The sequence below is a fragment of the Croceitalea rosinachiae genome (genome assembly GCF_031846445.1).
Lineage (GTDB): Bacteria > Bacteroidota > Bacteroidia > Flavobacteriales > Flavobacteriaceae > Croceitalea > Croceitalea rosinachiae.
On record NZ_JAVRHR010000001.1, the window covers coordinates 1 to 23,590 of the forward strand.

The window sequence follows — 23,590 nt, forward strand, 5'->3', positions numbered from 1 at the left end:
ACGACACACAGTATACCGCAGGTGCGGGGCTTACCCTGACAGGAACGGAGTTTATTTTAGATATCCCAGCAAATAGTATTTCACAAGGTGACATTGGGAATAATGCTATTGGTCCTGGTGAAATTCAATCTGATGCGGTATCTTCTGATGAAATCGATGACGAAAGTATAGTGAACATTGATATTGCTGCGGGTGCTGCAATTGATGGATCAAAAATCAATCCAGATTTTGGTGGTCAAACTATTATAACTACCGGAGGTCTAAGTGTTGGAGCTGACATTCTTCTAAATGGAAATAATGTTATACCCGATTACGTATTCCAAAAATATTTTTCAGGACAATCCAAAATTAGCGATGACTATCAATTTATGTCTTTAAAAAATATTGAAGCTTTTGTAAAATCGAACAATCACCTACCGGGTATAAAATCTGCGACTCAAGTTGAGGAAGATGGGTACTGGAATCTAAGCAAATCCAATATCAAAAATCTTGAAAAAATAGAAGAGTTATTTCTTCACACCATAGAGCAAGAAAAAAAAATTGATCAGTTAAAAGCAGAAAATGAAACGCTATCAAAAGAGCTTAAAGCGATAAAAGCAGATATGGAGCTCATAAAAGCAATGCTATCTCAACAACAAAAAAGCAAATAGTGAAAAAATATGTTTTTGTACTGGTCTTTTTTATTGTGAACCTACTTTGTGGGCAATCGGGGCTTTATAACGCCGGGGTTATTCAATTGCATGACGAGTCAGCAATTGGCTTTCACGGCGATTTTATTAATGATGGTGTTTTTGATAATACAATTGGTTTAGCGGGCTTTTATGGAAACCGGCCCAATATTGTATCAGGCGCTATCGCCCCCACATTTTATGATATTGAATTTGGTAACCTGGTAGGCACATTTTTACAAGGTAGTATTAACGTTGTAAACAATACCAACTTTATTTCAGGAAACGTTATTACAACTCGAAACTTCGAATTTTCTTTTTTAAACTATTTAACCGATGCTTTTTATGTTGGAGAAACCAATACAGCCAAAGTTTTTGGTTTCGCAGCTATTACAAATAAAAGCTCATTTACTTTTCCGGTTGGTGATCAGAATCAATTGAGAAGTTTAGTTTTAAATTCGGTTTCATCAAATGAATTTGCGCAATGCGCCTATTTTTTTGAAGACCCTAACGATGCCCCTTCAATAGATGATAGTTTTGATAGAGCGTCTAGAGCAAGAGATATCGGAGCTGTAAGTAATAATGAATTTTGGATTTTACGAGGTAATGTTACCTCAAGCATTACCATAAGCTGGAATCTTAATAGCAACTTGGGACAATTGACTGAAGATATTACTAATATTAGGGTCGTAGCTTGGAATATTGCCACCAGCCGATGGGTAATTTTAGGGGAAACAGAAAAAGGAGGTGATATCAATGAAGGGTTTATAACAACAGACAACTTTTTACCAAACGAATATGGTGCCTTAACTTTTGGTTCAACTATTGAAGCTCAAGAATTACTCGAATTGGACAATTACTTCTTATCACCAAACGCTGATGGCATTAATGATACTTTGGTTATTGAGGGTATGGAACAGTCCCCAAATAATATCTTGAATATTTATAACCGACAGGGACAAAGAGTATTTGAGATGACGAATTATACCAATGAGTTTACAGGTATTTCAAATCAAAATAACTTTGTTTTAAATAGAGAGATTGGCTTACCCGAAGGCATCTATTATTATACAGTTTCCCTTCTTGATTTAGATTTAGAATATCAAGGCTTTCTTTACTTAGACCGTTAATTTTTTTCTTTTTAGTTAGTACCTTTATGCTATACATGCAGTATGGCATATATTTTGAATACCCATAATTTGTATTAATTGCCACAAAAACTGAATCATGCAAAGAAGAAATTTTATAAAGAAAACTAGTGCCAGTGGTTTAGCATTGGTCTCTTTACCGTTACTTTCATTTTCTCAAGAAGTAGAATATTCCATCGTAGAGTTAATGGGCAAAACGGACATTAAACTTTTTGGCGAAGGAATCAATCTACGAGAAGAAGCTCATAACGCTTTCTTACTAATGAAAAAAGCTGCTTACAGCGCAGGGTTCGACATCAAAATAGTATCAAGCTTCCGCGATTTCTATCGTCAAGAGGCCATATGGGAAAGAAAATACATTCGCTTTACTGAAGAAGATGGTATGAGACCTATTGATGCCATCGACAAAATAATAGAATATTCTACCATTCCTGGTACCAGCAGACACCATTGGGGTACCGATATCGATATTATTGATGGTTATCCAAAGACCTCTGGTGATGTTTTGGTGCCTGAAAAGTTTGAAGAAGGCGGTCCTTTTGAGGCTTTTAAAAAGTGGCTAGATGAGAACTCTGAAAAGTTTGGGTTTTATTTGGTTTACACCGACAGCATCTTAAGAAGGGGGTTCAAATACGAACCTTGGCATTATAGCTATGCCCCTATTTCAAAACCAATGTTGGCACAATTTCGAAAAAAGAACATTTTCAAACTAATTCAAAATGAGACGTTTGAAGGTTCAGAGCATTTCACCACTGGTTTTCTTAAAAGCTACATTCAAGATAATATTTTGGGAGTAAATCCAGATTTGCTGTAGCACATTTTTTGTATATTGAAAGACCTTTAATTTGCTAACAATGAGAAGTAGAGGAAGTTGGAAAATTCGAATTTTTATTGGTCTTGCAATTGTTGCTTTTGCATTTATACAACGTTGTAACAATAAAGAAGAGAATCCATATACAGGTCGTGTTCAAACCATTAACATGAGTGCAGAGCAAGAAATCGCAATTGGTTTACAAAGTGCGCCTGAAATGGCCCAACAACATGGCGGCCTTTATCCTGATGAACGAATGCAAGCTTTTGTGGATGCAGTTGGCAATCGCCTAGTGAATAACAGCATTGCAAGAGAAACACCATATAAATATGATTTTCACTTATTAGCTGATGATCGCACCATTAATGCTTTTGCTTTACCAGGGGGGCAATGCTTCATCACATATGCCTTATTTTCCCAACTTAACGAAGATCAGCTAGCTGGGGTTTTAGGTCATGAAATTGCCCATGTAATCGGTCGGCATTCTGCCGAACGCATTGCTGAAAGTAGCTTTTGGCAAACTTTGACAATGGGCGCTTCTGTTGGTGGTGATATGGGCGGTCTGGTTCAAGGAATTGGCCAAAATACTCTGTTGACCAATGGTCGCGGTGATGAGTTAGAAAGTGATGATCTAGGCGTACTTTTTATGATTCAATCGGGATATGACCCTTATCAGATGATAGAAGTCATGAAAGTACTTAAAGCAGCAGCAGGACCTAATAGAGTCCCTGAATTTCAAAGTACCCACCCTGACCCAGAAAACAGAATTGAAAAAATCAAAGAATCTATTGTAAAGTATCAAGGTCGATGATTATTGTTGCTTCATCGATATATTATTGTCGTCCATCTAAATTACTTATCTTTATTGTTCCCAAATCGATTGCCCTAATTTAATCCCTTGTTGCTATTTAAAAGTATACAATATGGGAACGCTATTGAATTTTAAGAATTTATATTTTGATGCATTTGACGACAGCCAGCCAAAGTTTTTGGTTACATTGTTAAAAGCATATTCTATTTTTTGTGCATTAATGATTTCAATGGCCATTTATGCTTTCTTTTACCGAGCGTTTACTGGTTTTGAATTTTAGTATATATCTACCTTACTCTTTTACTTGAACACTATTAGGTAAGAAAAAAACCCATTGCGAATGCAGTGGGTTTTTTTGATAGATGAATAAACTTGTTCTATCTTTTCATAGTTGTTCTAAAACCGCAAGAGCTTCTTTAGCGTTTGAAAGTTTCGCATGCCTTTTTACTGTATACCCTTTATCACAGCGAGTTTTTAAATTTGCCCCATTATCTATTAATAATTGTAAAATCTCGGGCTTATTATAGCGGGCTGCATAATGTGCCGGTGTTCTTCCCAATGATTTTTGATTGACATCTTCACCTAAGGCAATAAGTTTCTTTACAGTCTCAATATCACCCTTCACTATAGCTTTGCAAAAAGAGTTAATCTCAAAAGCAGCAATTACTTTTGATTCTAGTTTTACTTCTGGTTGATCTTCAGTAGCATGGGCGATTGACCCAGAAAGGAATAATAGAAATACTGCGCACGTTGTTGAAATTGTTTTTTTCATGATAAATAATTTTTTGATTATAGAATTAATTGATACTATTATAGACTACACACGCTCTTAAATGTTACGCTATTAACAGTTATCTAACTAAACTTTAACAATACCTAAATTTTTAATCTAAATAATTAACAAATTCATAGTTTAAAAACATATCAAAAGCTAGGGCTTAATAACAAAAGACTCTATTTTTGATATACAACTTTAGACCATGAACAAGAAAGTAATATTGATGATTTTAGATGGGTGGGGTAAATCTCCAGACCCAAAAGTTTCTGCTATAGAGAATGCAAAGACACCTTTTGTTGATTCATTATACTCAAAATATGCAAATGCTGATTTACGAACTGATGGCATGAATGTAGGTCTGCCAGAAGGACAAATGGGAAATAGTGAAGTGGGACATATGAATCTGGGCGCAGGGCGAATTGTTTACCAAGATTTTGCAAAAATCAACAAAGCAGTTCAAGAAGATACTCTTAAAGATGAGATCGCCCTTAAGGAAGCTTTTGAATATGCCAATGCTCATAACAAGCCTGTTCATTTTCTAGGCTTAGTTAGTGATGGCGGGGTGCATAGCCATATTAACCATCTTAAGGCTTTGATTAATGCTTCTGAAAATAGCGGTGTAAAGGAGTCATATGTTCATGCTTTTACAGATGGTCGAGATGTAGACCCTAAAAGCGGGAGAGAATTTTTAATAGATCTAGAAAAGTTTTGCACTGATAAAAAAACAAAATTGGCATCTGTTATAGGTCGTTATTTTGCCATGGATCGTGATAAACGATGGGAACGCGTAAAAAAAGCTTATGATTTATTAGTTAACGGCAAGGGCATAAAATTTGAATCGGCCAATGAAGCACTTCAAAATAGTTATGATAATGGCAAAACAGATGAGTTTATTGAACCTATTATTTTAAACGATGCAGGAAAAATAACCGAAGGAGATGTCATCATCTTTTTCAATTTTAGAACGGATCGCGGCCGCGAACTTACGCAAGTTTTAAATCAGGAGGATTTTCCTGATTTTGATATGAAAAAACTGGATTTGTACTATGTGACCATGACCAATTATGACGATTCTTTTAAAGGAATTAAGGTAGTCTATGATAAGGACAACATAAAAGACACCCTAGGTGAAATATTAGAAAAGGCCAGCAAAAAACAGATTCGAATTGCCGAAACTGAAAAATACCCTCATGTTACCTTTTTTTTTAATGGAGGTAGGGAAGAACCCTTTAAAGGCGAAAGCAGAATTTTATGTCCCTCACCGAAAGTGGCCACATATGACCTTCAACCAGAAATGAGTGCCTATGACATTCGTGATGCCATCGTTCCCGAGTTGCAAAAAGGAGAAGTAGATTTTGTCTGTTTAAACTTTGCAAATCCAGATATGGTGGGCCATACTGGAAGTATGCCTGCGGCAATTAAAGCTTGCGAAGTGGTAGACGAATGTGCAGGCAATGTTATCACAACTGGTTTGGAACATGGGTATTCTACTATTTTAATTGCTGATCATGGTAATTGTGATACCATGATAAACCCAGATGGAAGCCCAAATACAGCACATACCACCAACCCGGTTCCCCTTATCTTAATTGACAATGAAGTCAAAGAAATTAAAGACGGTGTATTGGGGGATATCTCTCCTACGATATTGAAGCTGATGGGGGTTAAGCAACCTGAAGCTATGACTCAAAACTCACTTGTATAATATCACTCTTATGAAAAGAATACTGCTCATACTTATCCTATTTCCAGTATTGGCGATAGCGCAACAACTGCAATCTCCAAACGGAAGTTTCGAGCTTCAATTTCAAGTTGAAAATGGCGTTCCAACCTATCAATTAGATTATAATGAAGAAACAATCGTTGCAAAAAGCAGCCTCGGTTTTGAACTAAAAGACATGGAATCGTTGCTGTCTGGTTTTACCTTAAAAGGCGAAAAAACCAGCTCTTTTGATGAAACATGGGAGCCGGTATGGGGCGAAGTCGGAAGTATAAGAAACCAGTATAATGAACTTCTTGTGCTATTAGAACAAGAGTCAACACAACGGTTCTTGAACATTCGTTTTCGTCTATTTGATGATGGTCTAGGGTTTCGTTACGAATTTCCTGAACAACCCAATTTGTCTTACTTCATCATTTCTGAAGAAAAGACGCAATTTGCTATGACCGGCGACCACATAGCATTCTGGATTCCGGGTGATTATGATACACAAGAATACAATTATACCACCTCTAAGTTATCGGAAGTATCAAGCCTTATGGAGCAAGCGATTACTCCAAACGCTTCTCAAACACCTTCTTCAAAGACCGGAGTTCAAACGGCCTTGATGTTAAAGAGCAATACTGGAACTTATATTAACCTTCATGAAGCTGCGCTTATAGAATATGCCGCTATGCACCTTGACGTTGATGCATCAAATTTTACATTGACCTCACATCTAACCCCGGATGCCGTCGGAAACAAAGGGTATATGCAAGCTCCTAGAAACACGCCATGGCGCACTATAATTGCGAGCAAAAATGCAGGAGACATCTTACTTTCAAATATCACACTTAATTTGAATGAGCCCACGACATATGAAGATACATCATGGATCAAGCCCGTCAAGTATATCGGAGTTTGGTGGGAAATGATAACCGGTAAAAGCTCTTGGGCATATACCGACATACCAAGTGTAAAATTGGGTGAAACCGACTATTCAAATACCGAACCTAACGGTCGTCACGCTGCAAATACCGAACATGTGAAATCTTATATTGATTTTGCCGCTCAACACGGTTTTGAACAAGTCTTGGTCGAAGGGTGGAACCAAGGTTGGGAAGATTGGTTCGGAAAATCAAAAGACTATGTCTTTGATTTTTTAACCCCTTATCCTGATTTTGATGTAATTGAATTGCGTGAATATGCAAAATCAAAAAACGTAAAACTAATGATGCACCATGAAACCTCGGGTTCAGTTCGCAATTATGAAAGGTATATGGACAAGGCATATCAGTTTATGGTCGATAACAATTATAATTCTGTTAAAAGTGGTTATGTAGGTGACATCATTCCAAGAGGTGAATACCATTATGGGCAATGGGCAGTTAACCATTACCTGTATGCTGTCAAAAAAGCAGCAGCATATAAAATTATGGTCAACGCCCATGAAGCAGTTCGGCCAACAGGGTTGAGCAGAACCTATCCAAACTTAATCGGCAATGAATCTGCTCGCGGCACAGAATATGAGGCGTTTGGTGGTAACAATCCAGACCATACTACCATACTTCCGTTTACACGATTGATTGGAGGCCCTATGGATTATACACCAGGTATCTTCGAGCCTGACGTAAGTAAATACAATCCGCAGAACAATTCTTGGGTAAACACCACCATTGCACGACAATTAGCTTTGTATGTGACCATGTACAGCCCACTGCAGATGGCGGCAGATTTGCCAGAAACCTATAATAAACATCTTGATGCATTTCAATTTATAAAAGATGTCGCCCTAGATTGGGAAGAATCGTTGGTACTAGAGGCAGAACCTGGTGATTTTATTACTTATGCACGAAAAGAAAAAGGAAGTAACCATTGGTTCGTTGGTCGTACCAATGATGAAGAACCAAGGACCTCAAAAATTGCTTTTGACTTTTTGGATAAGGACAAGAAATATATTGCAACCATCTATGCCGATGCTAAAGATGCTCATTACAAGAAGAACCCGAAAGCCTATACCATCAAAAAGTATCGTGTGAGCGATTCATCAAAACTATCGCAATATTGTGCTCCTGGTGGCGGTTATGCCATTAGTATTTTTGAAGTTACTGATAACAGTCAATTAAAGGGAGTTAAACGATTGTAAACCCAACAATCGAACTATCTGAAATAATCCAAGATTTTTCAATTCCATGTATCTTTGCACTTATGGTCAAAATAAAGACAGAAGAAGAAATTGAATTGATGCGCGAAAGTGCTTTAGTAGTATCTAAAACCCTGGGCATGTTAGCATCAGAAATTAAACCAGGGGCAAATCCATTGAAGCTAGATAAAATGGCTGAAGAATTTATTCGCGACCAAAGTGCTGAGCCTGGTTTCCTTGGTATGTACGATTTTCCAAATACGTTAAATTGGAGTCCTAATGCTCAAGTAGTACATGGAATACCAAATAATGAAGTTCTAAAAGATGGCGATATTATTTCGGTTGATTGTGGTGCGCTAAAAAATGGTTATTACGGAGATCATGCCTACACTTTTGAAGTTGGCGAAGTTGCAGAAGAAACCAAAAAACTACTTAGAATCACCAAAGAATCGCTCTATATAGGCATCAGGGAATTCAAACTTGGTAATCGTGTCGGAGATGTAGGTTTTGCAATTCAACAATATACTGAAAACCATGGTTATGGAGTTGTACGAGAATTAGTAGGGCATGGTCTTGGAAAAGAGCTTCACGAAGACCCACAAATGCCCAATTATGGTAAAAGAGGCCGTGGTAAAAAGTTCGTTGACGGTATGGTAGTTGCCATTGAACCTATGATTAATATGGGTACCAGAAGAATAAAACAACTTAATGACGGGTGGACCGTTTTGACTGCTGATGGAAAACCAAGTGCACATTTTGAACATGATGTCGCACTTATTGATGGAAAACCACAGCTACTTTCCACATTTAAATATGTAAATGAAGCATTGGGAACCAAGTCTGATGAAGAGGATGAGTTTAGACCTTCATGATGTCAAAAGTTTTTAAATATTTTCTCAATTTAATACCTCGCCCTTGGCTTATCAAGTTAAGTTATTGGGTAAGACCCTTTTTGGCATTGTACCTAAAAGGATCAACTCATGAAGATCCAATAGATGGAAAAGGTTTTCGGAAGTTTCTCCCCTATGGCTATGAAAATCCAAGAGAGGGGGTTTTATCCCCATCGACGCTTTCTTTGGAAAGACATAGGCTGCTATGGATTTATCTAAAAAATGAAACCAATTTTTTTAAGGATAAACTCAAGGTATTACACTTTGCACCTGAGCAAGCCTTTCACAAACGATTTCGGAAACAGGAAAACTTAGAATATCTAACAACTGATTTAAACTCACCTTTGGCAGATGTAAAAGCTGACATCTGTAGTCTTCCATTTGAAGATGCTTCTTTTGATGTCATTTTATGCAACCACGTACTGGAACATATTGAAGACGACACAAAGGCAATGCAAGAGTTGCATCGCATATTAAAACCCAATGGATGGGGCATATTTCAAATTCCACAGGATTTAAAACGTGCTACTACTTTTGAAGATGATAGCATAACTGACAAAAAAGAAAGAGCCAAAATTTTTGGACAATATGATCATGTTCGAGTCTATGGGCGAGATTATTTCGATAAACTGAGGAGTATTGGTTTTAAGGTAGAAGAAGTGGATTATACCAATGAACTCAAACTAACTGACGTTGAAAAATATCGATTGGCCAAAGGGGAAATTATCCCTGTAGTTCGTAAATAGCTTATTTTACCAAAACCTCTTCAAAACCTGGAGTAAGGAAGGTTTGAATACTATCTTTTTCACCTAAATAGACAATATAAGCTTCTAAATCTTTTTTACTTTCTAGTAAGCTTATAGAATTCTCTAAATCCATTGCCATAAAAGCTGTTGCATAGGCATCAGCAGTCGCACAATCAGCTGCCACAACACTTGCTGCCAATACTTTCGAATTTTTGGTATACCCTGTTAAAGGATTAATGGTATGCACATATTTGGCTCCTGTTTCTAGGTCAATTCGAAACTTTCTATAATTACCTGAGGAGGCTAATGCCCTATCTTTTAAATTTATTATCGCAGCGACTCCCCTATTCATCATATCATTTGGGCTATCAATACCGACTGTCCATTCTTTTTTAGAAACTGTATTCATGCCTTTTGCTAGAACCTCACCTCCTACTTCGACCAAATAATTTTCAATTCCCTTTAATTGCAACATAGCACCTAAACGGTCAATAGCGTACCCTTTAGCAATAGCATTAAAGTCAAAACGAATATTAGGGTTCAGTTTTGAAATTGTACCATTTGTATTGAGACTTACTTTATCCCAACCAACATAATTCAATAAACTGTCCAATTTTAAGCTATCCAACTCAAGCGGTTCTCCAGGACCAAAACCCCAAGCATTTGCCAAAACACCAATACTTGGATCAAAATAACCTTCAGAAGCTTTATAGACCTTGCTAGATAGTTCAAAAACTTCTTTGAACATTTGATCTACAATAACAGTTGAATCTCCATCATTTATTTTAGAGATGTCAGAATTGGGAATATAAGTGGACATGGATAAATTCACCACTTGAAAAACAGAATCAATCTGCCGTTGAAAATCCAGTTCTTCATCACTTAAGTAAATAATGGAATAGGTAGTACCTAAAGCATTGCCAATATTCTGATTTTTAACCCATTGAGGTTTGGAGTTACAGCCCAATAACAAAACTCCTAAAGAAACTAAAACTAAATTCTTCATTTCTATTTATTATCTACTTAATTTCAATCATACCTTCATAATCAACCAAATAGTCCTCATTTAAATAAACAGGAAGGTTATAGTCTTTAGCATTGACCAAACCCACAGCGGCATAAAATGTTCGGGCATCAAATTTTAGGGCATGATCCCTCATTTTGTTCAAATCGGCTCTAAAGAAATCAATATCGCTAGGGTCACCAGGGTACTCGATACTTTTGACCACAACAAAGCTCATTTTCTTATGCTTAGTGCAAACGAACTGGGGATTCTTTTTAAGTTCACTATTAACAGCTAGAAACTCATATCCTTTTTCTTCAAGTTGTTTTCCAACAATATTCATTGCGAGATTGTGTAATTCTTGTTCCGTCAATTTACGCTGCGCCATAATTACAAAAAAGCCGATACAAATTGTATCGGCTCATATTTTAGGTTTCTGTTTTCACAAGAAAATGATTATTTCTTATCCGCCGAAATCATCGAATCTAATATGCTCATCAGGAATTCCGAAGTCTTCGCCCATTTTCTGAACGGCTTTGTTCATTAATGGTGGTCCACAGAAATACAATTCAATATCTTCTGGAGATTCATGATGATTTAAATAGTTATCTATTACGCAATTATGAATAAAACCAACGAAACCATCACCAGGTGCATCAATATTCTCTTTTACCTTCCAATTATCTTCTTCCATTGGTTCCGAAAGCGCCAAATAGAATTTAAAGTTTGGAAAATCTTTTTCCAATTGATAAAAGTGATCTAAATAGAATAACTCTCTTTTAGACCGACCGCCATACCAATAGGTTACTTTTCGGTTAGTTTTCAAAGTTTTGAACAAATGATACAAATGTGAACGCATTGGCGCCATACCTGCACCGCCACCAACATAAAGCATTTCAGACTCAGACTCATTGATAAAGAATTCACCATAAGGTCCTGAGATAATAACATCATCACCAGGTTTTAATCCAAAAATATAGGATGATGCCACCCCTGGGTTAACATCCATCCATCCATTTTTAGAACGATCCCATGGTGGGGTCGCAATACGAACGTTTAGCATAATCTCTCTTCCTTCAGCAGGGAAAGATGCCATGGAATAGGCTCTTTCAACCAATTCTGGGTTTTTCATTACCAAAGGCCAAAGATTAAATTTATCCCATTCTGCTTGAAATTTATCAGGTGTCTCATGTTCTTCAGGATGTGCTGTAATATCCATATCTGCAAACTTCACCTCACATTGCGGAACTTCAATTTGAATATAACCACCCGCCTTGTAGCCCATATCTTCCGGAATTTCAACTACGAATTCCTTAATAAAAGAAGCAACATTATAATTACGCACTACTTTTGCAGGCCACTTTTTAATACCAAATACCTCTTCAGGAATGGTAATGTCCATATCTTGCTTGACCTTAACTTGACAAGCTAAACGCGCTCCATGCTGTAATTCTTTTCTTGAGAAATGCGGGGTCTCCGTAGGTAGTGCTTCTCCACCACCGGAAAGCACATGACACTCACATTGAATGCAAGTTCCACCACCACCACAGGCCGATGGCAAAAATACTTTTTGGTTACCAAGAGTGGACAATAATGTTCCGCCTGAGGCTACTTCTATCTTCTTTTCACCGTTAATCGTCAAAGTTACCGGACCGGAAGGTGAAAGTTTCTCTTTCGTAAATAACAACAGTGCCACCAAAAGCAATAACAAAATTAGAAATGCAACTACGGTAATTAATATGGTACCACCTGTGCTTGTAGCTAGAATCATCTTTATTCGTTTATAACTTCGTTATAAGAGACTGCTTTTTCATCTTCTTCAATCTCTTTTTTAATTTCTTTTTCTTCAATTTTCTCAGCAGTAATAGCTTCTTCTGTTTCTGGCGGTTCATTATCACCTGTCAACATACCACCAAAACTCTGAAAGCCTATACCCATCAAACCGGTAATAATAAAAGTAATCCCAAGACCTCTTAAAGGTGCTGGCACGTTTGAATACCTAATTTTCTCACGAATAGCTGCAATAGCCAAAATGGCCAAAAACCATCCGATACCTGAACTAACCCCATAATTCAAAGCCAAACCTAAGGTCGGTATTTCACGTGCTTGCATAAATAGAGACCCACCTAAAATAGCACAGTTCACCGCAATTAGGGGTAAGAAAATACCTAATGAATTATACAAGGATGGCGAAAATTTTTCGACTACAATCTCAACTAATTGTACCATGGTAGCAATCGTTGCAATAAATAGAATGAACGATAAAAAGCTAAGGTTATAATCGGCATACTCAGGGCCTAACCATGCTAATGCCCCATCACGAAGCAAATACTGATCTAACAACCAATTCAAAGGCACTGTTACAGCTAATACAAAGATTACTGCCGCTCCTAAACCAACTGCCGTCGCTACTTTTTTAGAAACCGCTAAATAAGAACACATTCCTAAGAATACGGCAAACACCATGTTATCTATAAAAATGGATTTAAAAAATAATTCTAAATGCTCTAACATAATCTTTTATTTATGCTTCTTCAATTAATGCTTTGTTTCTAGAACGCTGAATCCAAATGATAATACCCACTACAATAAGTGCAGCTGGCGGTATTATCATAAAACCATTGTTTTCATACCCTATGGAATATAGTCCTGTTTTTGTAATTGGGTCTCCTAAGACCGGTATCCCAAATAAAGTCCCTGATCCCAATAACTCTCTGAAGAATCCTACGATAACTAAAATCACACCATAACCTAACGCATTACCAATGCCATCTAAGAACGATTTCCATGGTCCATTACCCAGTGCAAAAGCCTCGAAGCGACCCATAATGATACAATTTGTAATTATTAGTCCAATAAATGCTCCTAGAGTTTTGCTTAATTCGTAAGCAAAAGCCTTAAGAACCTGATCTACGATAATAACTAGGGTCGCAACAACAATCAACTGAACAATAATCCTAACTTTCGATGGTATTATATTTCGCATTAACGAAATAACTACATTTCCCACCCCTAAAACAAAAATTACAGAAATAGCCATTACCAAAGAAGCCTCTAATTCAGCAGTAATAGCTAATGCTGAGCAAATTCCTAAAACCTGAATGGTAATAGGGTTATTATCTGCTAATGGATCTAAAATTAAGTTTGCATCTTTTTTTGAAAGTAGCGCCATATTAATTCGTTCTAATCGTTTCTAAATAAGGTTTATAAATCTTCAAAGTTTCTTTAATCATGGCTGTAACCCCATTTCCTGTAATAGTAGCACCAGCAATGGCATCTACTTCGTTATCAATTTTATCATTATTCAATGGATCGCCATTTCCCTTAACCACGTTAATACCAGAAAGAGAATTTCCTTTCAACAATGACTCCCCAGAAAAGTCATCCATAAAAAAGCGCATCTTAATGTTAGCCCCAAGGCCTGCCGTCTCTCCCTTATGGTCAAAATATACCCCTTGAACTACCATGTTTTCATCTAGGGAAAGATACCCCCAAATAGCATCCCAAAGTCCTTTGCCGTACATCGGTACTATATAGAATTTCTTTGAATCTTTTTCACCAATAAATAATGGAAGCTTCGCTTCCTCCCCTTTCTTTAAGGCATTCAACTGCCTTTTTAAATCAATCAAGTAAGCCTCTTCTTGGGCTTGAGCATCACCATCTACAATTACCAACTGTTCAGTAATGTATTTTGAAAACTCATTTTCTACTTCATTTGTTGGAATAAAGCTTACGTCTCCTTCTCCTTCATTTCGATTTACCCCCATTGCATATAAGATGTTTTGCTGCTTTGCAAAACGCTCATTTTCATCAATCTGCGGTCTAAGTCCAGACGCTAGAAATGCCAAAATTGTACCAACAACTACAACCATTATTATTGCAAAAATGACTGTATATGAGTTCTTTTCTGTATTAATTGCCATACTAAACAGTTTCTACTTTAAGTTCTTCTGCCTTACCATCACTTGGCTTTGGCAAGATTGTTGCATTTTTTAATCGTTTCATTCTTTTTTTGATGTTTCCTTGAACCACGTAATGATCAATGGTCGGAGCAAAAACGTTCATCAATAAAATGGCCAAGAAAACTCCTTCTGGATACCCTGGGTTAAAAACTCGAATCATTACCGAAAGAAACCCTATTAAAAACCCATAAATCCATTTTCCTTTATTGGTCTGTGAGCCCGTTACGGGATCTGTGGCCATGTAGACGATTCCAAAGGCCAGACCACCAACAAGTAAATGTTGCCAGAACTCGAACTGCATCAATCCATAAAATTTGCTATATGAAGGAATCCATCCAGCATCCACAATACCGTTAAAAATCAACCCCATGGCCAGAGAACCCAATACAGCACTTACCATAATTCTCCAACTGGCAATCTTGGTGAAAATCAAAAATAAAGCTCCTAGAAGGATTAAGAATGTAGATGTTTCTCCAACCGAACCGGGAATGAATCCAAAAAACATATCAGATAATGAATAAGAGAACTCACTAGTATTTCCTTGAGCTAAATACCCTAAAACAGTTTCTCCAGATATGGCATCCGTAGAACCTGCTTGGGTAACTCCTTCTTTTGCACCATGAACCCAAACCTTATCACCACTCATCCAAGTAGGATAAGCAAAGAATAAGAATGCTCTAATCGTCAGTGCTGGGTTCAAAATATTCATTCCTGTACCCCCAAAAACCTCTTTGCCAATTACCACACCAAAAGCCACAGCAACAGCCAACATCCAAAGTGGCGTATCGACAGGAACAATCAGTGGCACTAACATACCTGTTACCAAATAGCCCTCTTCAACTTCATGACCTTTGATTACTGCAAAAATAAACTCTATTAAAAGTCCTACACCATAAGAAACAATCACTAAAGGCAGTACTGTTATAGCTCCCAACCAAAAATTATCCCATGTAATAAAATGTTCCATAACCGAGAAATCTACAGGAAAGCCATTTATGGCAGAATAATGCTGATAACCTGCATTAAAGATTCCGAATAGTAAACAAGGAACCAAAGCCATGATGACCGTGTTCATTGTTCTCTTTAAATCATCTACTGCCCTAACATGGCTACCTGAGTGGGTAGTTTCATTTGGAGAGTATAAAAAAGTATGAATAGCATTAAAGGCAGGAGCCATCTTTTTGCCCTGATACTTCAATTTAAGTTGGTGTAATTTTTCTTTCATGCCCATTTTTATCCTATTTCTTGGTACATTAAATCAAGCCCTTCTCTAATAATTTGCTGGTGGGGCTGCTTTGAAATGCATATAAATTCAGTCAACGCAAAATCTTCAGGAGCTACTTCGTACATTCCTAATTGCTCCATTTCGTCTAAATCTTTAACCATACACGCTTTTAGAAGTTGCAATGGGTAAATGTCTAACGGAAAAACCTCTTCATATTTACCAGTCACCACAAAAGCTCTGTGCTCTCCATTGGTATTCGTGTCTAAATCGTATTTCTTTTTCTTGTTCAACCATGAAAAAGTTAACGCCCTGGTTGAAGAAATCTTATTGAAAACTGGTTTGTTCCATCCAAAAAGCTCGTAGTCATCGCCTTCGGGAATTGCAGTAACCGTATTGTTATAAAAACCTAAATATCCATCAGGACTCACTTTAGAACCCGTTAGAACATCGCCATTTATCAATCTGAAATTATCCCCGTTTACGCCACTGGCATATAAAAAAGTAGAAACCTCAGCCCCTATTTTAGTAGTATAATACTTCGGGGCTTTTACAGAAGAACCAGCCAATGCAATGGTTCGTTCAGCATTAAACTTACCAGTTAGCAAAAATTCCCCTATAATGACCAAATCTTGAGGAGAAACAGTCCAAACTACCTCGCCCTTATTAATTGGGTCTATTTTATTGATTTGTGTACCGACCAATCCAGCAGGGTGCGGTCCAGAAACCTTGTGTATAGCAATATCATTAATATTTGCAAATGGAGAACTTGCACTATTCCCTACAGAAACATGAACTTTGCCTGGGGTCATTTTACTTAAAGCTGTAATTGCTGCTTGCAATTCTGCTTCTTTTCCACTTAAAATATAATCAGTATCAGCTGCTAAGGGAGCCGTAGTGCAACCTGATATAAAAATTGATTTCGGTGTTGCATCTGGGTTAGCTACAATATCATAAGGTCTTTGTTTAATAAAAGGCCAACAACCAGATTGCAGTAATGCCGACTTAACTGATTCTGCATCTGCAGCATCTAATTCAGCTGTTTTTGAAGAATGAAATACTTGTTCTTTATCGGCCAAGATCTTAACGGTCAAAATGCGTCTTCTAGCACCTCTGACAATCTCAACGACTTCACCACTAACTGGTGAAACAAATTTCATTTCTTCAATATTCTTATTGTAAAATAGGGGCTCTCCGGCCTTGACTTCCGCACCTTCTTTCACCAACATCTTGGGTGTGATTCCGTGAAAATCATTTAGGTTTAACGCATAAACGTTACTTAAAACGGCTTTGGAGGTAGTCTGTTCAGCAGCCCCGACAAGGTTGATGTTTAACCCTTTCTTAATTCGGATGTCTTTAGACATATTAGTGTAGACCTTTCGTTAACAAAATTGCAAGCAAATTTACTACTTAAACAATAAAAAATACAATTATTGTCTAGAAATTTGGGATTACAACGAGCTTAATTTGTTGGGCACGCTTTTTGTTTACCTTTACCCCAAAAATTGCCAATAAATGCGTTTTTTACTTAAACAGATTTTTTTCTTTTTGCTTTCTACCAACCTTCTAGCTCAAGTTCAAGAAGAAATCAATCCTCCCTCAAATATCAAAACCATAATTTTTAAGGGGCCCACGGAAGATCAATTTCCAGTAGTCCAATTAAATGAAACCATTAATTTAGAATTTGATGACCTTACCGCCAGCGAACAAGATTACTATTACAAAATCATCCATTGCGATTACGATTGGACCCCTTCACAGCTGTTAAAATCGCAATATTTGAATGGTATGGACAATCAACGTATCATTGATTATGAAAATAGTTATAATACGCTACAGCCTTACTCTAATTATCGCTTGACCATCCCTAATACTGAGGTGCAATTGAAAGTTACAGGAAATTATGTTCTTGAAGTTTATAATACATATCAAGAACTTCAATTCACAAGACGTTTTGTAGTCTATAAAGATGTGGTTAAGGTTGGTGGAGTTGTAAAACGCTCACGTGATTTTGAGTTTCTAAATACAAAACAGGTAGTACAATTCAATATTAATACGGCTGGTTTTCCTATTGTAAATCCTAAACAAGAGGTAAAAGTTGCCATCATTCAAAATCATTATTGGCCAACTGCATTGTACAACTTAAAACCGCAATTTACATTGGGCAACGAGCTCGTTTACAAATATGATCAAGAAACCAGTTTTTATGGTGGAAATGAGTTTTTAAATTTTGACACCAAAGATTTACGATCCCCCACTTTTGCCATTTCCCGAATTGAATTTAAAGAGGTATATCATCACTATCTTTTTGCAAATCAATATAGAAAAGATAGACCCTATACTTTTTTCCCGGATATCAATGGAGATTTTGTAGTACGCACTTTACAAGGCGACGATGTTTCTAGAGAAGCCGAATACAGCAAAGTACATTTTTATCTACCATACGAACCACAACTTGGTTTAGACAATGTTTATGTATTTGGCAAGTTCAACAACTATGAGCTAAGCGAAGAAAATCTGATGAGTTACAATGATGAAACAGGAAATCTTGAATTAGAATACCCCATCAAACAAGGCTTCTATAACTACAAGTTTGTCGTTGAAAAAGGCGATGGCACCTTAGCTAATAACAAGGTTAGTGGCGATTTTCACTTTACTGAAAATAACTATCTTATCTTGGTCTACTATCGTGATTTTGGAGATTTTTATGATAGTATAATTGGTATTGGTTCAGCAAATTCTCAAACTATCAGCAATTAATTATATTTGAGGCAAGTGGAAGATTTGCCAGAAAAAAAAGAAACGAGTCTAATATCAAAGGGGCGCTACGAACTCAAATTTAGGGGAACCGAATGTTTGAATTGTGGTCATATTTTAGATATTAACGACAAATACTGCCCTAATTGTTCTCAAGCTAATAGTACCAAAAGGCTAGTCTTAAAAGACTTTTTTGACGAGTTCTTCTCCAGTTTGATTAATTATGATTCAAAGCTACTTACCACGCTATATACTATGCTTGTAAAGCCTGGTTCCATTACAAGAGATTATATAAATGGAAAAAGAGTATCATACACCAACCCCTTCCGATTTTTGTTGAGTTTAGCTTTCTTATATTTTTTAATGGTCAGTTATGGAGGGGCGTTTTCAAATTTGGATGAGCTTAATTTAGATGAAAAAATAGAACAATCTGGTCCAATGTCATTCTCTATAAACACTGATAAGGACAATGGTAAAGAAACCGATAGTACCATAGTAGTCAATCAAATAAATAATGTTTTTAAAGAATTAGATTCATTAAAAACCACTGACCCCATACTTACTGAAAGTTTAAAAGGCTTAGATTCTTTGGAGCACAATATTAAGGAATGGGAGATTAAAGAAAAGCAAACCGATTCTTTGATGGCAGCTAATCCCAAAGCCTATTTTCAAAAGCTTGAATCAGATACTAATAGTAATTTTTATGATAAAGCCGAATTCTTTTTTATTATGCTTAGAAATGATTCTATCAGCGATTATACCGAAGCTAAAGAAAAGTATCATATCACAGGTTCTTGGAGGAACAGATTAGCCTTTAACACTTCAAAGAGTACTTTGCGAGCTTGGAGACAACCCGGAAGCTGGTTAAATGACACCATGGCCAAGCTTCCTTTTGTCATATTTTTCTTTTTACCTGTCTTTACGATTTTCATTTATATGGTGTACATCCGAAAAAAATTCACCTATACCGATCATTTGATCTTCAGTTTTCACAACCAATCATTATTATTTATCTTGCTCATTCTTAGCTGGATAATAGACACTATTTTGGGCTGGTCAACGGCAGGTTTATTCTTGTTTATTTTTGGAATTTATCTGTTTCAATCCATGAGAAAGTTTTACAGCCAAGGATTTTTAAAAACTAGTATCAAATACTTGTTTCTTAATTCAGTATTTACCTTTTTAGCGATAATTACGGTTTTGTTACTGGGTGTTGGAAGCATTTTTACCTACTAAATATGATTACTCAAGTCACCAAAGGGATTAAAGTATCGGTTCAAACCACATTTGAGGGTACCTTCTTCAAAAACTATAAAATGCACTATGCATTTGGTTACACCATTACCATAGAAAACCAGAGTAAAAATGCGGTACAGCTTACTGCTAGGCACTGGGATATTTTTGATTCTCTAAAAGAAATGGAGACTGTAGATGGTGAGGGCGTAATCGGAAAAAAACCAGTGATTCAACCAGGAAAGTCACACACCTATAGTTCTGGGTGTCTTTTGGCTTCGCCCATTGGCGCCATGCGTGGCTTCTATGAAATGGTGGATTTAACCTCAATTGAAGAATTTGAAGTTGAGGTACCTACCTTTAAATTTGCTGCTCCTTTTGCGATGAACTAAACCTTAGTTTGTTTTTCTTTCGAAATCGCTTTCGTTACCTTTGCGGAAATTCATAACATTTAAAAAATTTCCACAATGGGCAAAGGTTTTTTTCAAGTTCCAACTGCAATTAATGAACCTATAAAAAGTTATGCTCCAGGCACTCCTGAGCGTGAGGAAGTCCTCAAACAATACAAAGCATATTACAATAGCAAAGTAGACGTTCCACTATATATCGGATCTGAAGAAATCAAGACTGGGGATACAAAACCCATGTCTCCGCCACATGACCACAAACATCTTGTTGGTCACTACCATACCGCACAGAAAGAACATGTTGAGAAGGCAATTGCCAGCTGTTTGAATTCAAGAAAAGCTTGGGCGGATTTAACATGGGAACAACGTGCGGCAATTTTTTTAAAGGCAGCCGAATTAATCGCTGGACCATACCGAGCAAAAATTAACGCAGCCACAATGATGGCACAATCAAAAACGATTCATCAAGCCGAAATCGATGCCGCCTGTGAGTTTATCGATTTTCTTCGTTTTAATGTAGAATATATGTCTCAGATTTATGAAGAGCAACCTGATTCTGCTGAAGGTATCTGGAACCGTGTTGAATACCGTCCGCTCGAAGGTTTTGTATATGCAATTACACCATTCAACTTTACCGCGATTGCAGGAAATTTGCCAGCAAGTGCGGCTATGATGGGCAATGTAGTTGTATGGAAACCAAGCGACAGTCAAGTGTACTCAGCTAAAGTTATTATGGATGTATTTAAAGAAGCTGGATTACCTGACGGAGTCATTAATATGGTCATGGGAGACCCGGTTATGATTACAGATACCATTTTGAAAAGCCCTGACTTTTCAGGACTTCATTTTACAGGTTCGACCCATGTTTTTAAAGAATTATGGAAACAAATCGGCACGAATATTCATACTTATAAAACCTACCCAAGAATAGTTGGCGAAACTGGGGGCAAAGATTTTATCATTGCGCATCCAACAGCTAAACCAGCACAAGTTGCAACGGCCATTGTAAGAGGAGCTTTTGAATTTCAGGGACAGAAATGCAGTGCTGCCTCTAGAGTTTATTTACCAAAGTCAACGGCAGATGAAATTTTAGAACTGGTTAAAAAAGATATTGAAAGCCTCAATAAACCAGGTTCGCCAGAAGATATGAGCAACTTTATCACTGCTGTGATACATGAAGGTTCTTTTAATAAATTGGCAAAATTCATCGATCAAGCAAAAGCTGATTCTGACGCAATAGTTTTTGCAGGGGGTAATTATGACAAATCAAAAGGTTACTTTATCGAGCCAACTGTGATTGTAGCAAAAGATCCGAAATATACCACCATGTGCACTGAACTCTTCGGTCCTGTAGTAACAGTTTATGTATATGAAGATGCAGCATGGTCAGAAACGCTAGAACTTGTTGATGGTACATCTGAATATGCATTGACAGGTGCTGTACTTTCACAAGATAGATATGCTATTGATGAAGCAACAAAAGCTTTGCAAAACTGTGCGGGTAACTTTTATATTAATGATAAACCGACAGGTGCTGTGGTAGGGCAACAGCCTTTTGGTGGTGCAAGAGCATCAGGCACCAATGATAAAGCAGGTTCCGCCCAAAATTTATTACGCTGGATATCTCCAAGATTGATTAAAGAGACTTTCGTTACTCCTGAAGATTATCGTTATCCGTTTTTAGGATAAATACTTAAGAATTCAAAAATCTAGCCGTTATTCCAAGAATTTTTAGGAATAACGGCTATTTTTATTGGCTAAGACTCTAATTAAACTATCTATGCCTAGACCTTATGTATTAGCGGAGACCAATTGGAAACACTTAAAAGAAGAGCAATTTGAGTTGGCGGTTTTACCCTGGGCAGCTACTGAGGCCCATAATTATCACCTTCCTTATGCCACAGATATTATTGAAGGTAGCGCTATCGCCGAAGAGTCTGCCAAGATAGCATGGGAGCAGGGTGCTAAAATAACCGTATTACCAACAATACCTTTTGGCGTAAATACAGGTCAGTCTGATATCTACTTGGATATGAACCTGAATCCAAGTACACAATTCGCTATTTTAAAAGATATTATTGAAGTGTTGAATAGACAAGGTATTCATAAATTTATAATCCTAAATAGTCACGGAGGTAATAACTGGAAATCTATTGTAAGAGAATTAGGTCTGCTGTTCCCAAAAATGTTTATCTGTGTTACCCATTGGCCTTTAATTGTTGATAGAACAGAATATTTTGATATTGTCGGAGACCATGCTGATGAAATGGAAACAAGTTTGATACTGCATCTTGCACCAGAATTGGTTTTATCAAAAAAAGAATGGGGCAATGGAAAAGAATTAAAAAACAAAATCAAAGCATTTTCTGAAGGTTGGGCCTGGACAGAACGCCCATGGTCAAAAATCAGTGAAGATACTGGTGTGGGCAATCCACATGCAGCAACAAAAGAAAAGGGCAAAAAGTTCTTCAAAGCTGTTTGCGGTAAAATGAGTCAATTATTCGTAGATCTTACTGAGGTAGATATTGAAAATCTTTACGAATAACCATACCATCAAGAACTAAGAATAGGGCTTTTTTTATATTTCCATCAGAAGTTCATCTTATCGACTATTCACTCAGTGAAGATGGTGAACTGTTCAAAAAGATAAAACAAACTTTACATTGAGAATTTAACTTATTTGATATATCATATCGTTTTTCATTACATTTATTGCGCACTTTGGGAATATCTCATCGTAGTATAACAATTTTAATCTATTCAAAATGAAAAAATTAGCGATTTTGTTTATGTTATTGACAACAGTCATTACATGCGCACAAGACAATTTGGCCCAAGCCACTATTAAAGGGGTATTAACAGGTAACCAAGGCCAAGTCGTACAATTGGCAGAAGCTTTTTCTGAAGATCAATATGACTGGAGACCATCAGAAGGTGTTAATTCAGTAGGCGAAGCTCTTTTGCATGTTGCAGGTGCCAACTATTACCTAGCAATGAAAATGGGATTCCCACCACCAGAAGATGTTGATATGATGGCTATTGGTAAAATTACGGGAAAAGACAATATTATTGCTGCCTTAAAAAAATCAAATGAATTTGTTTTAAGTAAAATCATGATGGTCGAAAATGATGACTTAAGCACAGAAGTTGATTTTGGTTTTGCCAAAATGAACAAAATGGGCGGTCTTTTGGCTATGATGGAACATAATGGAGAGCACAAGGGTCAATTGATTGCTTATGCGCGCTCAAACGGCGTCGTTCCGCCATGGAGTAAGTAATCAAATAATTAGTTAATAAGGCACTTTAAAGTGC

The 23,590-nt window shown here is 36.9% G+C and carries 23 protein-coding genes and 1 pseudogene; 15 read left to right on the forward strand and 9 right to left on the reverse strand.

Annotated elements, in window-relative coordinates; all coding sequences use genetic code 11:
- The 5 genes and pseudogenes from RM706_RS00005 to RM706_RS00025 all read left to right on the forward strand — a co-directional run.
- A pseudogene (locus RM706_RS00005) lies at positions 1-650 on the forward strand (bZIP transcription factor); the annotation flags it as partial.
- Positions 650-1,798 carry a T9SS type B sorting domain-containing protein gene (locus RM706_RS00010; protein ID WP_311348962.1) on the forward strand — a complete coding sequence of 383 codons (1,149 nt, stop codon included), beginning with the start codon at positions 650-652 and terminating at the stop codon, positions 1,796-1,798. The pseudogene RM706_RS00005 and the gene RM706_RS00010, both read left to right, overlap by 1 nt.
- Positions 1,799-1,895: 97 nt before the next feature.
- A complete protein-coding gene (locus tag RM706_RS00015; RefSeq protein ID WP_311348963.1) occupies positions 1,896-2,630 on the forward strand; it encodes a M15 family metallopeptidase in 735 nt (244 codons plus the stop codon).
- A gap of 40 nt (positions 2,631-2,670) precedes the next feature.
- Positions 2,671-3,438: a M48 family metalloprotease gene (locus RM706_RS00020; protein ID WP_311348964.1), complete on the forward strand. Its 768-nt coding sequence runs from the start codon at positions 2,671-2,673 to the stop codon at positions 3,436-3,438.
- A 112-nt stretch (positions 3,439-3,550) separates the two neighbouring features.
- Entirely contained in the window at positions 3,551-3,718 is a 168-nt protein-coding gene (locus RM706_RS00025; protein ID WP_311348965.1) for a DUF6747 family protein, read from the forward strand.
- A gap of 105 nt (positions 3,719-3,823) precedes the next feature.
- Here RM706_RS00025 and RM706_RS00030 read toward each other — a convergent pair whose 3' ends face one another.
- A complete protein-coding gene (locus RM706_RS00030) occupies positions 3,824-4,210 on the reverse strand; it encodes an ankyrin repeat domain-containing protein (protein WP_311348966.1) in 387 nt (128 codons plus the stop codon).
- A gap of 208 nt (positions 4,211-4,418) precedes the next feature.
- Here RM706_RS00030 and gpmI point away from each other — a divergent pair, with 208 nt between their 5' ends.
- The 4 genes from gpmI to RM706_RS00050 all read left to right on the forward strand — a co-directional run bounded on the left by gpmI (position 4,419) and on the right by RM706_RS00050 (position 9,694).
- Positions 4,419-5,921, forward strand: coding sequence for a 2,3-bisphosphoglycerate-independent phosphoglycerate mutase (gene gpmI, locus RM706_RS00035; RefSeq protein WP_311348967.1), 1,503 nt, complete (start codon positions 4,419-4,421; stop codon positions 5,919-5,921).
- Positions 5,922-5,931: 10 nt separating this feature from the next.
- Positions 5,932-8,061 carry a glycoside hydrolase family 97 protein gene (locus RM706_RS00040; protein WP_311348968.1) on the forward strand — a complete coding sequence of 710 codons (2,130 nt, stop codon included), beginning with the start codon at positions 5,932-5,934 and terminating at the stop codon, positions 8,059-8,061.
- Positions 8,062-8,123: 62 nt separating this feature from the next.
- Positions 8,124-8,930 (forward strand): type I methionyl aminopeptidase, encoded by an 807-nt coding sequence (map, locus tag RM706_RS00045; protein WP_311348969.1) that lies wholly within the window; start codon positions 8,124-8,126, stop codon positions 8,928-8,930.
- Complete coding sequence (locus RM706_RS00050; RefSeq protein ID WP_311348970.1) at positions 8,930-9,694, forward strand: class I SAM-dependent methyltransferase; 765 nt, start codon at positions 8,930-8,932, stop codon at positions 9,692-9,694. The genes map and RM706_RS00050 overlap by 1 nt, the downstream gene beginning before the upstream one ends.
- A gap of 1 nt (position 9,695) precedes the next feature.
- Here RM706_RS00050 and RM706_RS00055 read toward each other — a convergent pair whose 3' ends face one another.
- The 8 genes from RM706_RS00055 to RM706_RS00090 all read right to left on the reverse strand — a co-directional run bounded on the left by RM706_RS00055 (position 9,696) and on the right by RM706_RS00090 (position 17,245).
- Positions 9,696-10,700, reverse strand: a complete 1,005-nt coding sequence (locus RM706_RS00055; protein ID WP_311348971.1) for an FAD:protein FMN transferase — start codon at positions 10,698-10,700, stop codon at positions 9,696-9,698.
- A 13-nt stretch (positions 10,701-10,713) separates the two neighbouring features.
- The gene (locus RM706_RS00060) at positions 10,714-11,085 is read right to left on the reverse strand and encodes a DUF8840 domain-containing protein (protein WP_311348972.1); all 372 of its coding nucleotides are present in this window, start codon (positions 11,083-11,085) and stop codon (positions 10,714-10,716) included.
- 75 nt (positions 11,086-11,160) lie between these two features.
- Positions 11,161-12,468 (reverse strand): NADH:ubiquinone reductase (Na(+)-transporting) subunit F, encoded by a 1,308-nt coding sequence (gene nqrF / locus RM706_RS00065; RefSeq protein ID WP_311348973.1) that lies wholly within the window; start codon positions 12,466-12,468, stop codon positions 11,161-11,163.
- Between the two features lie 2 nt (positions 12,469-12,470).
- A complete protein-coding gene (gene nqrE / locus RM706_RS00070; protein WP_311348974.1) occupies positions 12,471-13,211 on the reverse strand; it encodes an NADH:ubiquinone reductase (Na(+)-transporting) subunit E in 741 nt (246 codons plus the stop codon).
- Between the two features lie 10 nt (positions 13,212-13,221).
- Positions 13,222-13,869: an NADH:ubiquinone reductase (Na(+)-transporting) subunit D gene (locus tag RM706_RS00075; protein ID WP_311348975.1), complete on the reverse strand. Its 648-nt coding sequence runs from the start codon at positions 13,867-13,869 to the stop codon at positions 13,222-13,224.
- Position 13,870: 1 nt separating this feature from the next.
- Complete coding sequence (locus RM706_RS00080; RefSeq protein WP_311348976.1) at positions 13,871-14,620, reverse strand: Na(+)-translocating NADH-quinone reductase subunit C; 750 nt, start codon at positions 14,618-14,620, stop codon at positions 13,871-13,873.
- A 1-nt stretch (position 14,621) separates the two neighbouring features.
- Positions 14,622-15,890, reverse strand: a complete 1,269-nt coding sequence (locus RM706_RS00085; RefSeq protein WP_311348977.1) for an NADH:ubiquinone reductase (Na(+)-transporting) subunit B — start codon at positions 15,888-15,890, stop codon at positions 14,622-14,624.
- 2 nt (positions 15,891-15,892) lie between these two features.
- Positions 15,893-17,245, reverse strand: coding sequence for a Na(+)-translocating NADH-quinone reductase subunit A (locus RM706_RS00090; protein WP_311348978.1), 1,353 nt, complete (start codon positions 17,243-17,245; stop codon positions 15,893-15,895).
- A 151-nt stretch (positions 17,246-17,396) separates the two neighbouring features.
- Here RM706_RS00090 and RM706_RS00095 point away from each other — a divergent pair, with 151 nt between their 5' ends.
- The 6 genes from RM706_RS00095 (at position 17,397) to RM706_RS00120 (ending at position 23,556) form a co-directional block, all read left to right on the forward strand.
- On the forward strand, positions 17,397-18,641 hold the full coding sequence (locus RM706_RS00095; protein ID WP_311348979.1) for a type IX secretion system plug protein: 1,245 nt from the start codon (positions 17,397-17,399) through the stop codon (positions 18,639-18,641).
- A gap of 15 nt (positions 18,642-18,656) precedes the next feature.
- On the forward strand, positions 18,657-19,874 hold the full coding sequence (locus tag RM706_RS00100; protein ID WP_311350439.1) for a DUF3667 domain-containing protein: 1,218 nt from the start codon (positions 18,657-18,659) through the stop codon (positions 19,872-19,874).
- 2 nt (positions 19,875-19,876) lie between these two features.
- Positions 19,877-20,263 (forward strand): Co2+/Mg2+ efflux protein ApaG, encoded by a 387-nt coding sequence (gene apaG / locus RM706_RS00105; RefSeq protein WP_311348980.1) that lies wholly within the window; start codon positions 19,877-19,879, stop codon positions 20,261-20,263.
- Positions 20,264-20,338: 75 nt separating this feature from the next.
- Positions 20,339-21,967, forward strand: a complete 1,629-nt coding sequence (gene pruA / locus RM706_RS00110) for an L-glutamate gamma-semialdehyde dehydrogenase (RefSeq protein ID WP_311348981.1) — start codon at positions 20,339-20,341, stop codon at positions 21,965-21,967.
- Positions 21,968-22,058: 91 nt separating this feature from the next.
- Positions 22,059-22,823 carry a creatininase family protein gene (locus tag RM706_RS00115; RefSeq protein WP_311348982.1) on the forward strand — a complete coding sequence of 255 codons (765 nt, stop codon included), beginning with the start codon at positions 22,059-22,061 and terminating at the stop codon, positions 22,821-22,823.
- A 220-nt stretch (positions 22,824-23,043) separates the two neighbouring features.
- Positions 23,044-23,556: a DinB family protein gene (locus RM706_RS00120; RefSeq protein WP_311348983.1), complete on the forward strand. Its 513-nt coding sequence runs from the start codon at positions 23,044-23,046 to the stop codon at positions 23,554-23,556.
- Positions 23,557-23,590 lie beyond the last annotated feature (34 nt).

Excerpts from the sequence above, each read along its gene's own strand:
- RM706_RS00015 (WP_311348963.1), top strand. The coding sequence starts at position 1,896 with ATGCAAAGAAGAAATTTTATAAAGAAAACTAGTGCCAGTGGTTTAGCA.
- RM706_RS00020 (WP_311348964.1), top strand. The coding sequence starts at position 2,671 with ATGAGAAGTAGAGGAAGTTGGAAAATTCGAATTTTTATTGGTCTTGCA.
- RM706_RS00025 (WP_311348965.1), top strand. The coding sequence starts at position 3,551 with ATGGGAACGCTATTGAATTTTAAGAATTTATATTTTGATGCATTTGAC.
- RM706_RS00030 (WP_311348966.1), bottom strand. The coding sequence starts at position 4,210 with ATGAAAAAAACAATTTCAACAACGTGCGCAGTATTTCTATTATTCCTT.
- gpmI (WP_311348967.1), top strand. The coding sequence starts at position 4,419 with ATGAACAAGAAAGTAATATTGATGATTTTAGATGGGTGGGGTAAATCT.
- RM706_RS00040 (WP_311348968.1), top strand. The coding sequence starts at position 5,932 with ATGAAAAGAATACTGCTCATACTTATCCTATTTCCAGTATTGGCGATA.
- map (WP_311348969.1), top strand. The coding sequence starts at position 8,124 with ATGGTCAAAATAAAGACAGAAGAAGAAATTGAATTGATGCGCGAAAGT.
- RM706_RS00050 (WP_311348970.1), top strand. The coding sequence starts at position 8,930 with ATGTCAAAAGTTTTTAAATATTTTCTCAATTTAATACCTCGCCCTTGG.
- RM706_RS00055 (WP_311348971.1), bottom strand. The coding sequence starts at position 10,700 with ATGAAGAATTTAGTTTTAGTTTCTTTAGGAGTTTTGTTATTGGGCTGT.
- RM706_RS00060 (WP_311348972.1), bottom strand. The coding sequence starts at position 11,085 with ATGGCGCAGCGTAAATTGACGGAACAAGAATTACACAATCTCGCAATG.
- nqrF (WP_311348973.1), bottom strand. The coding sequence starts at position 12,468 with ATGATTCTAGCTACAAGCACAGGTGGTACCATATTAATTACCGTAGTT.
- nqrE (WP_311348974.1), bottom strand. The coding sequence starts at position 13,211 with ATGTTAGAGCATTTAGAATTATTTTTTAAATCCATTTTTATAGATAAC.
- RM706_RS00075 (WP_311348975.1), bottom strand. The coding sequence starts at position 13,869 with ATGGCGCTACTTTCAAAAAAAGATGCAAACTTAATTTTAGATCCATTA.
- RM706_RS00080 (WP_311348976.1), bottom strand. The coding sequence starts at position 14,620 with ATGGCAATTAATACAGAAAAGAACTCATATACAGTCATTTTTGCAATA.
- RM706_RS00085 (WP_311348977.1), bottom strand. The coding sequence starts at position 15,890 with ATGGGCATGAAAGAAAAATTACACCAACTTAAATTGAAGTATCAGGGC.
- RM706_RS00090 (WP_311348978.1), bottom strand. The coding sequence starts at position 17,245 with ATGTCTAAAGACATCCGAATTAAGAAAGGGTTAAACATCAACCTTGTC.
- RM706_RS00095 (WP_311348979.1), top strand. The coding sequence starts at position 17,397 with ATGCGTTTTTTACTTAAACAGATTTTTTTCTTTTTGCTTTCTACCAAC.
- apaG (WP_311348980.1), top strand. The coding sequence starts at position 19,877 with ATGATTACTCAAGTCACCAAAGGGATTAAAGTATCGGTTCAAACCACA.
- pruA (WP_311348981.1), top strand. The coding sequence starts at position 20,339 with ATGGGCAAAGGTTTTTTTCAAGTTCCAACTGCAATTAATGAACCTATA.
- RM706_RS00115 (WP_311348982.1), top strand. The coding sequence starts at position 22,059 with ATGCCTAGACCTTATGTATTAGCGGAGACCAATTGGAAACACTTAAAA.
- RM706_RS00120 (WP_311348983.1), top strand. The coding sequence starts at position 23,044 with ATGAAAAAATTAGCGATTTTGTTTATGTTATTGACAACAGTCATTACA.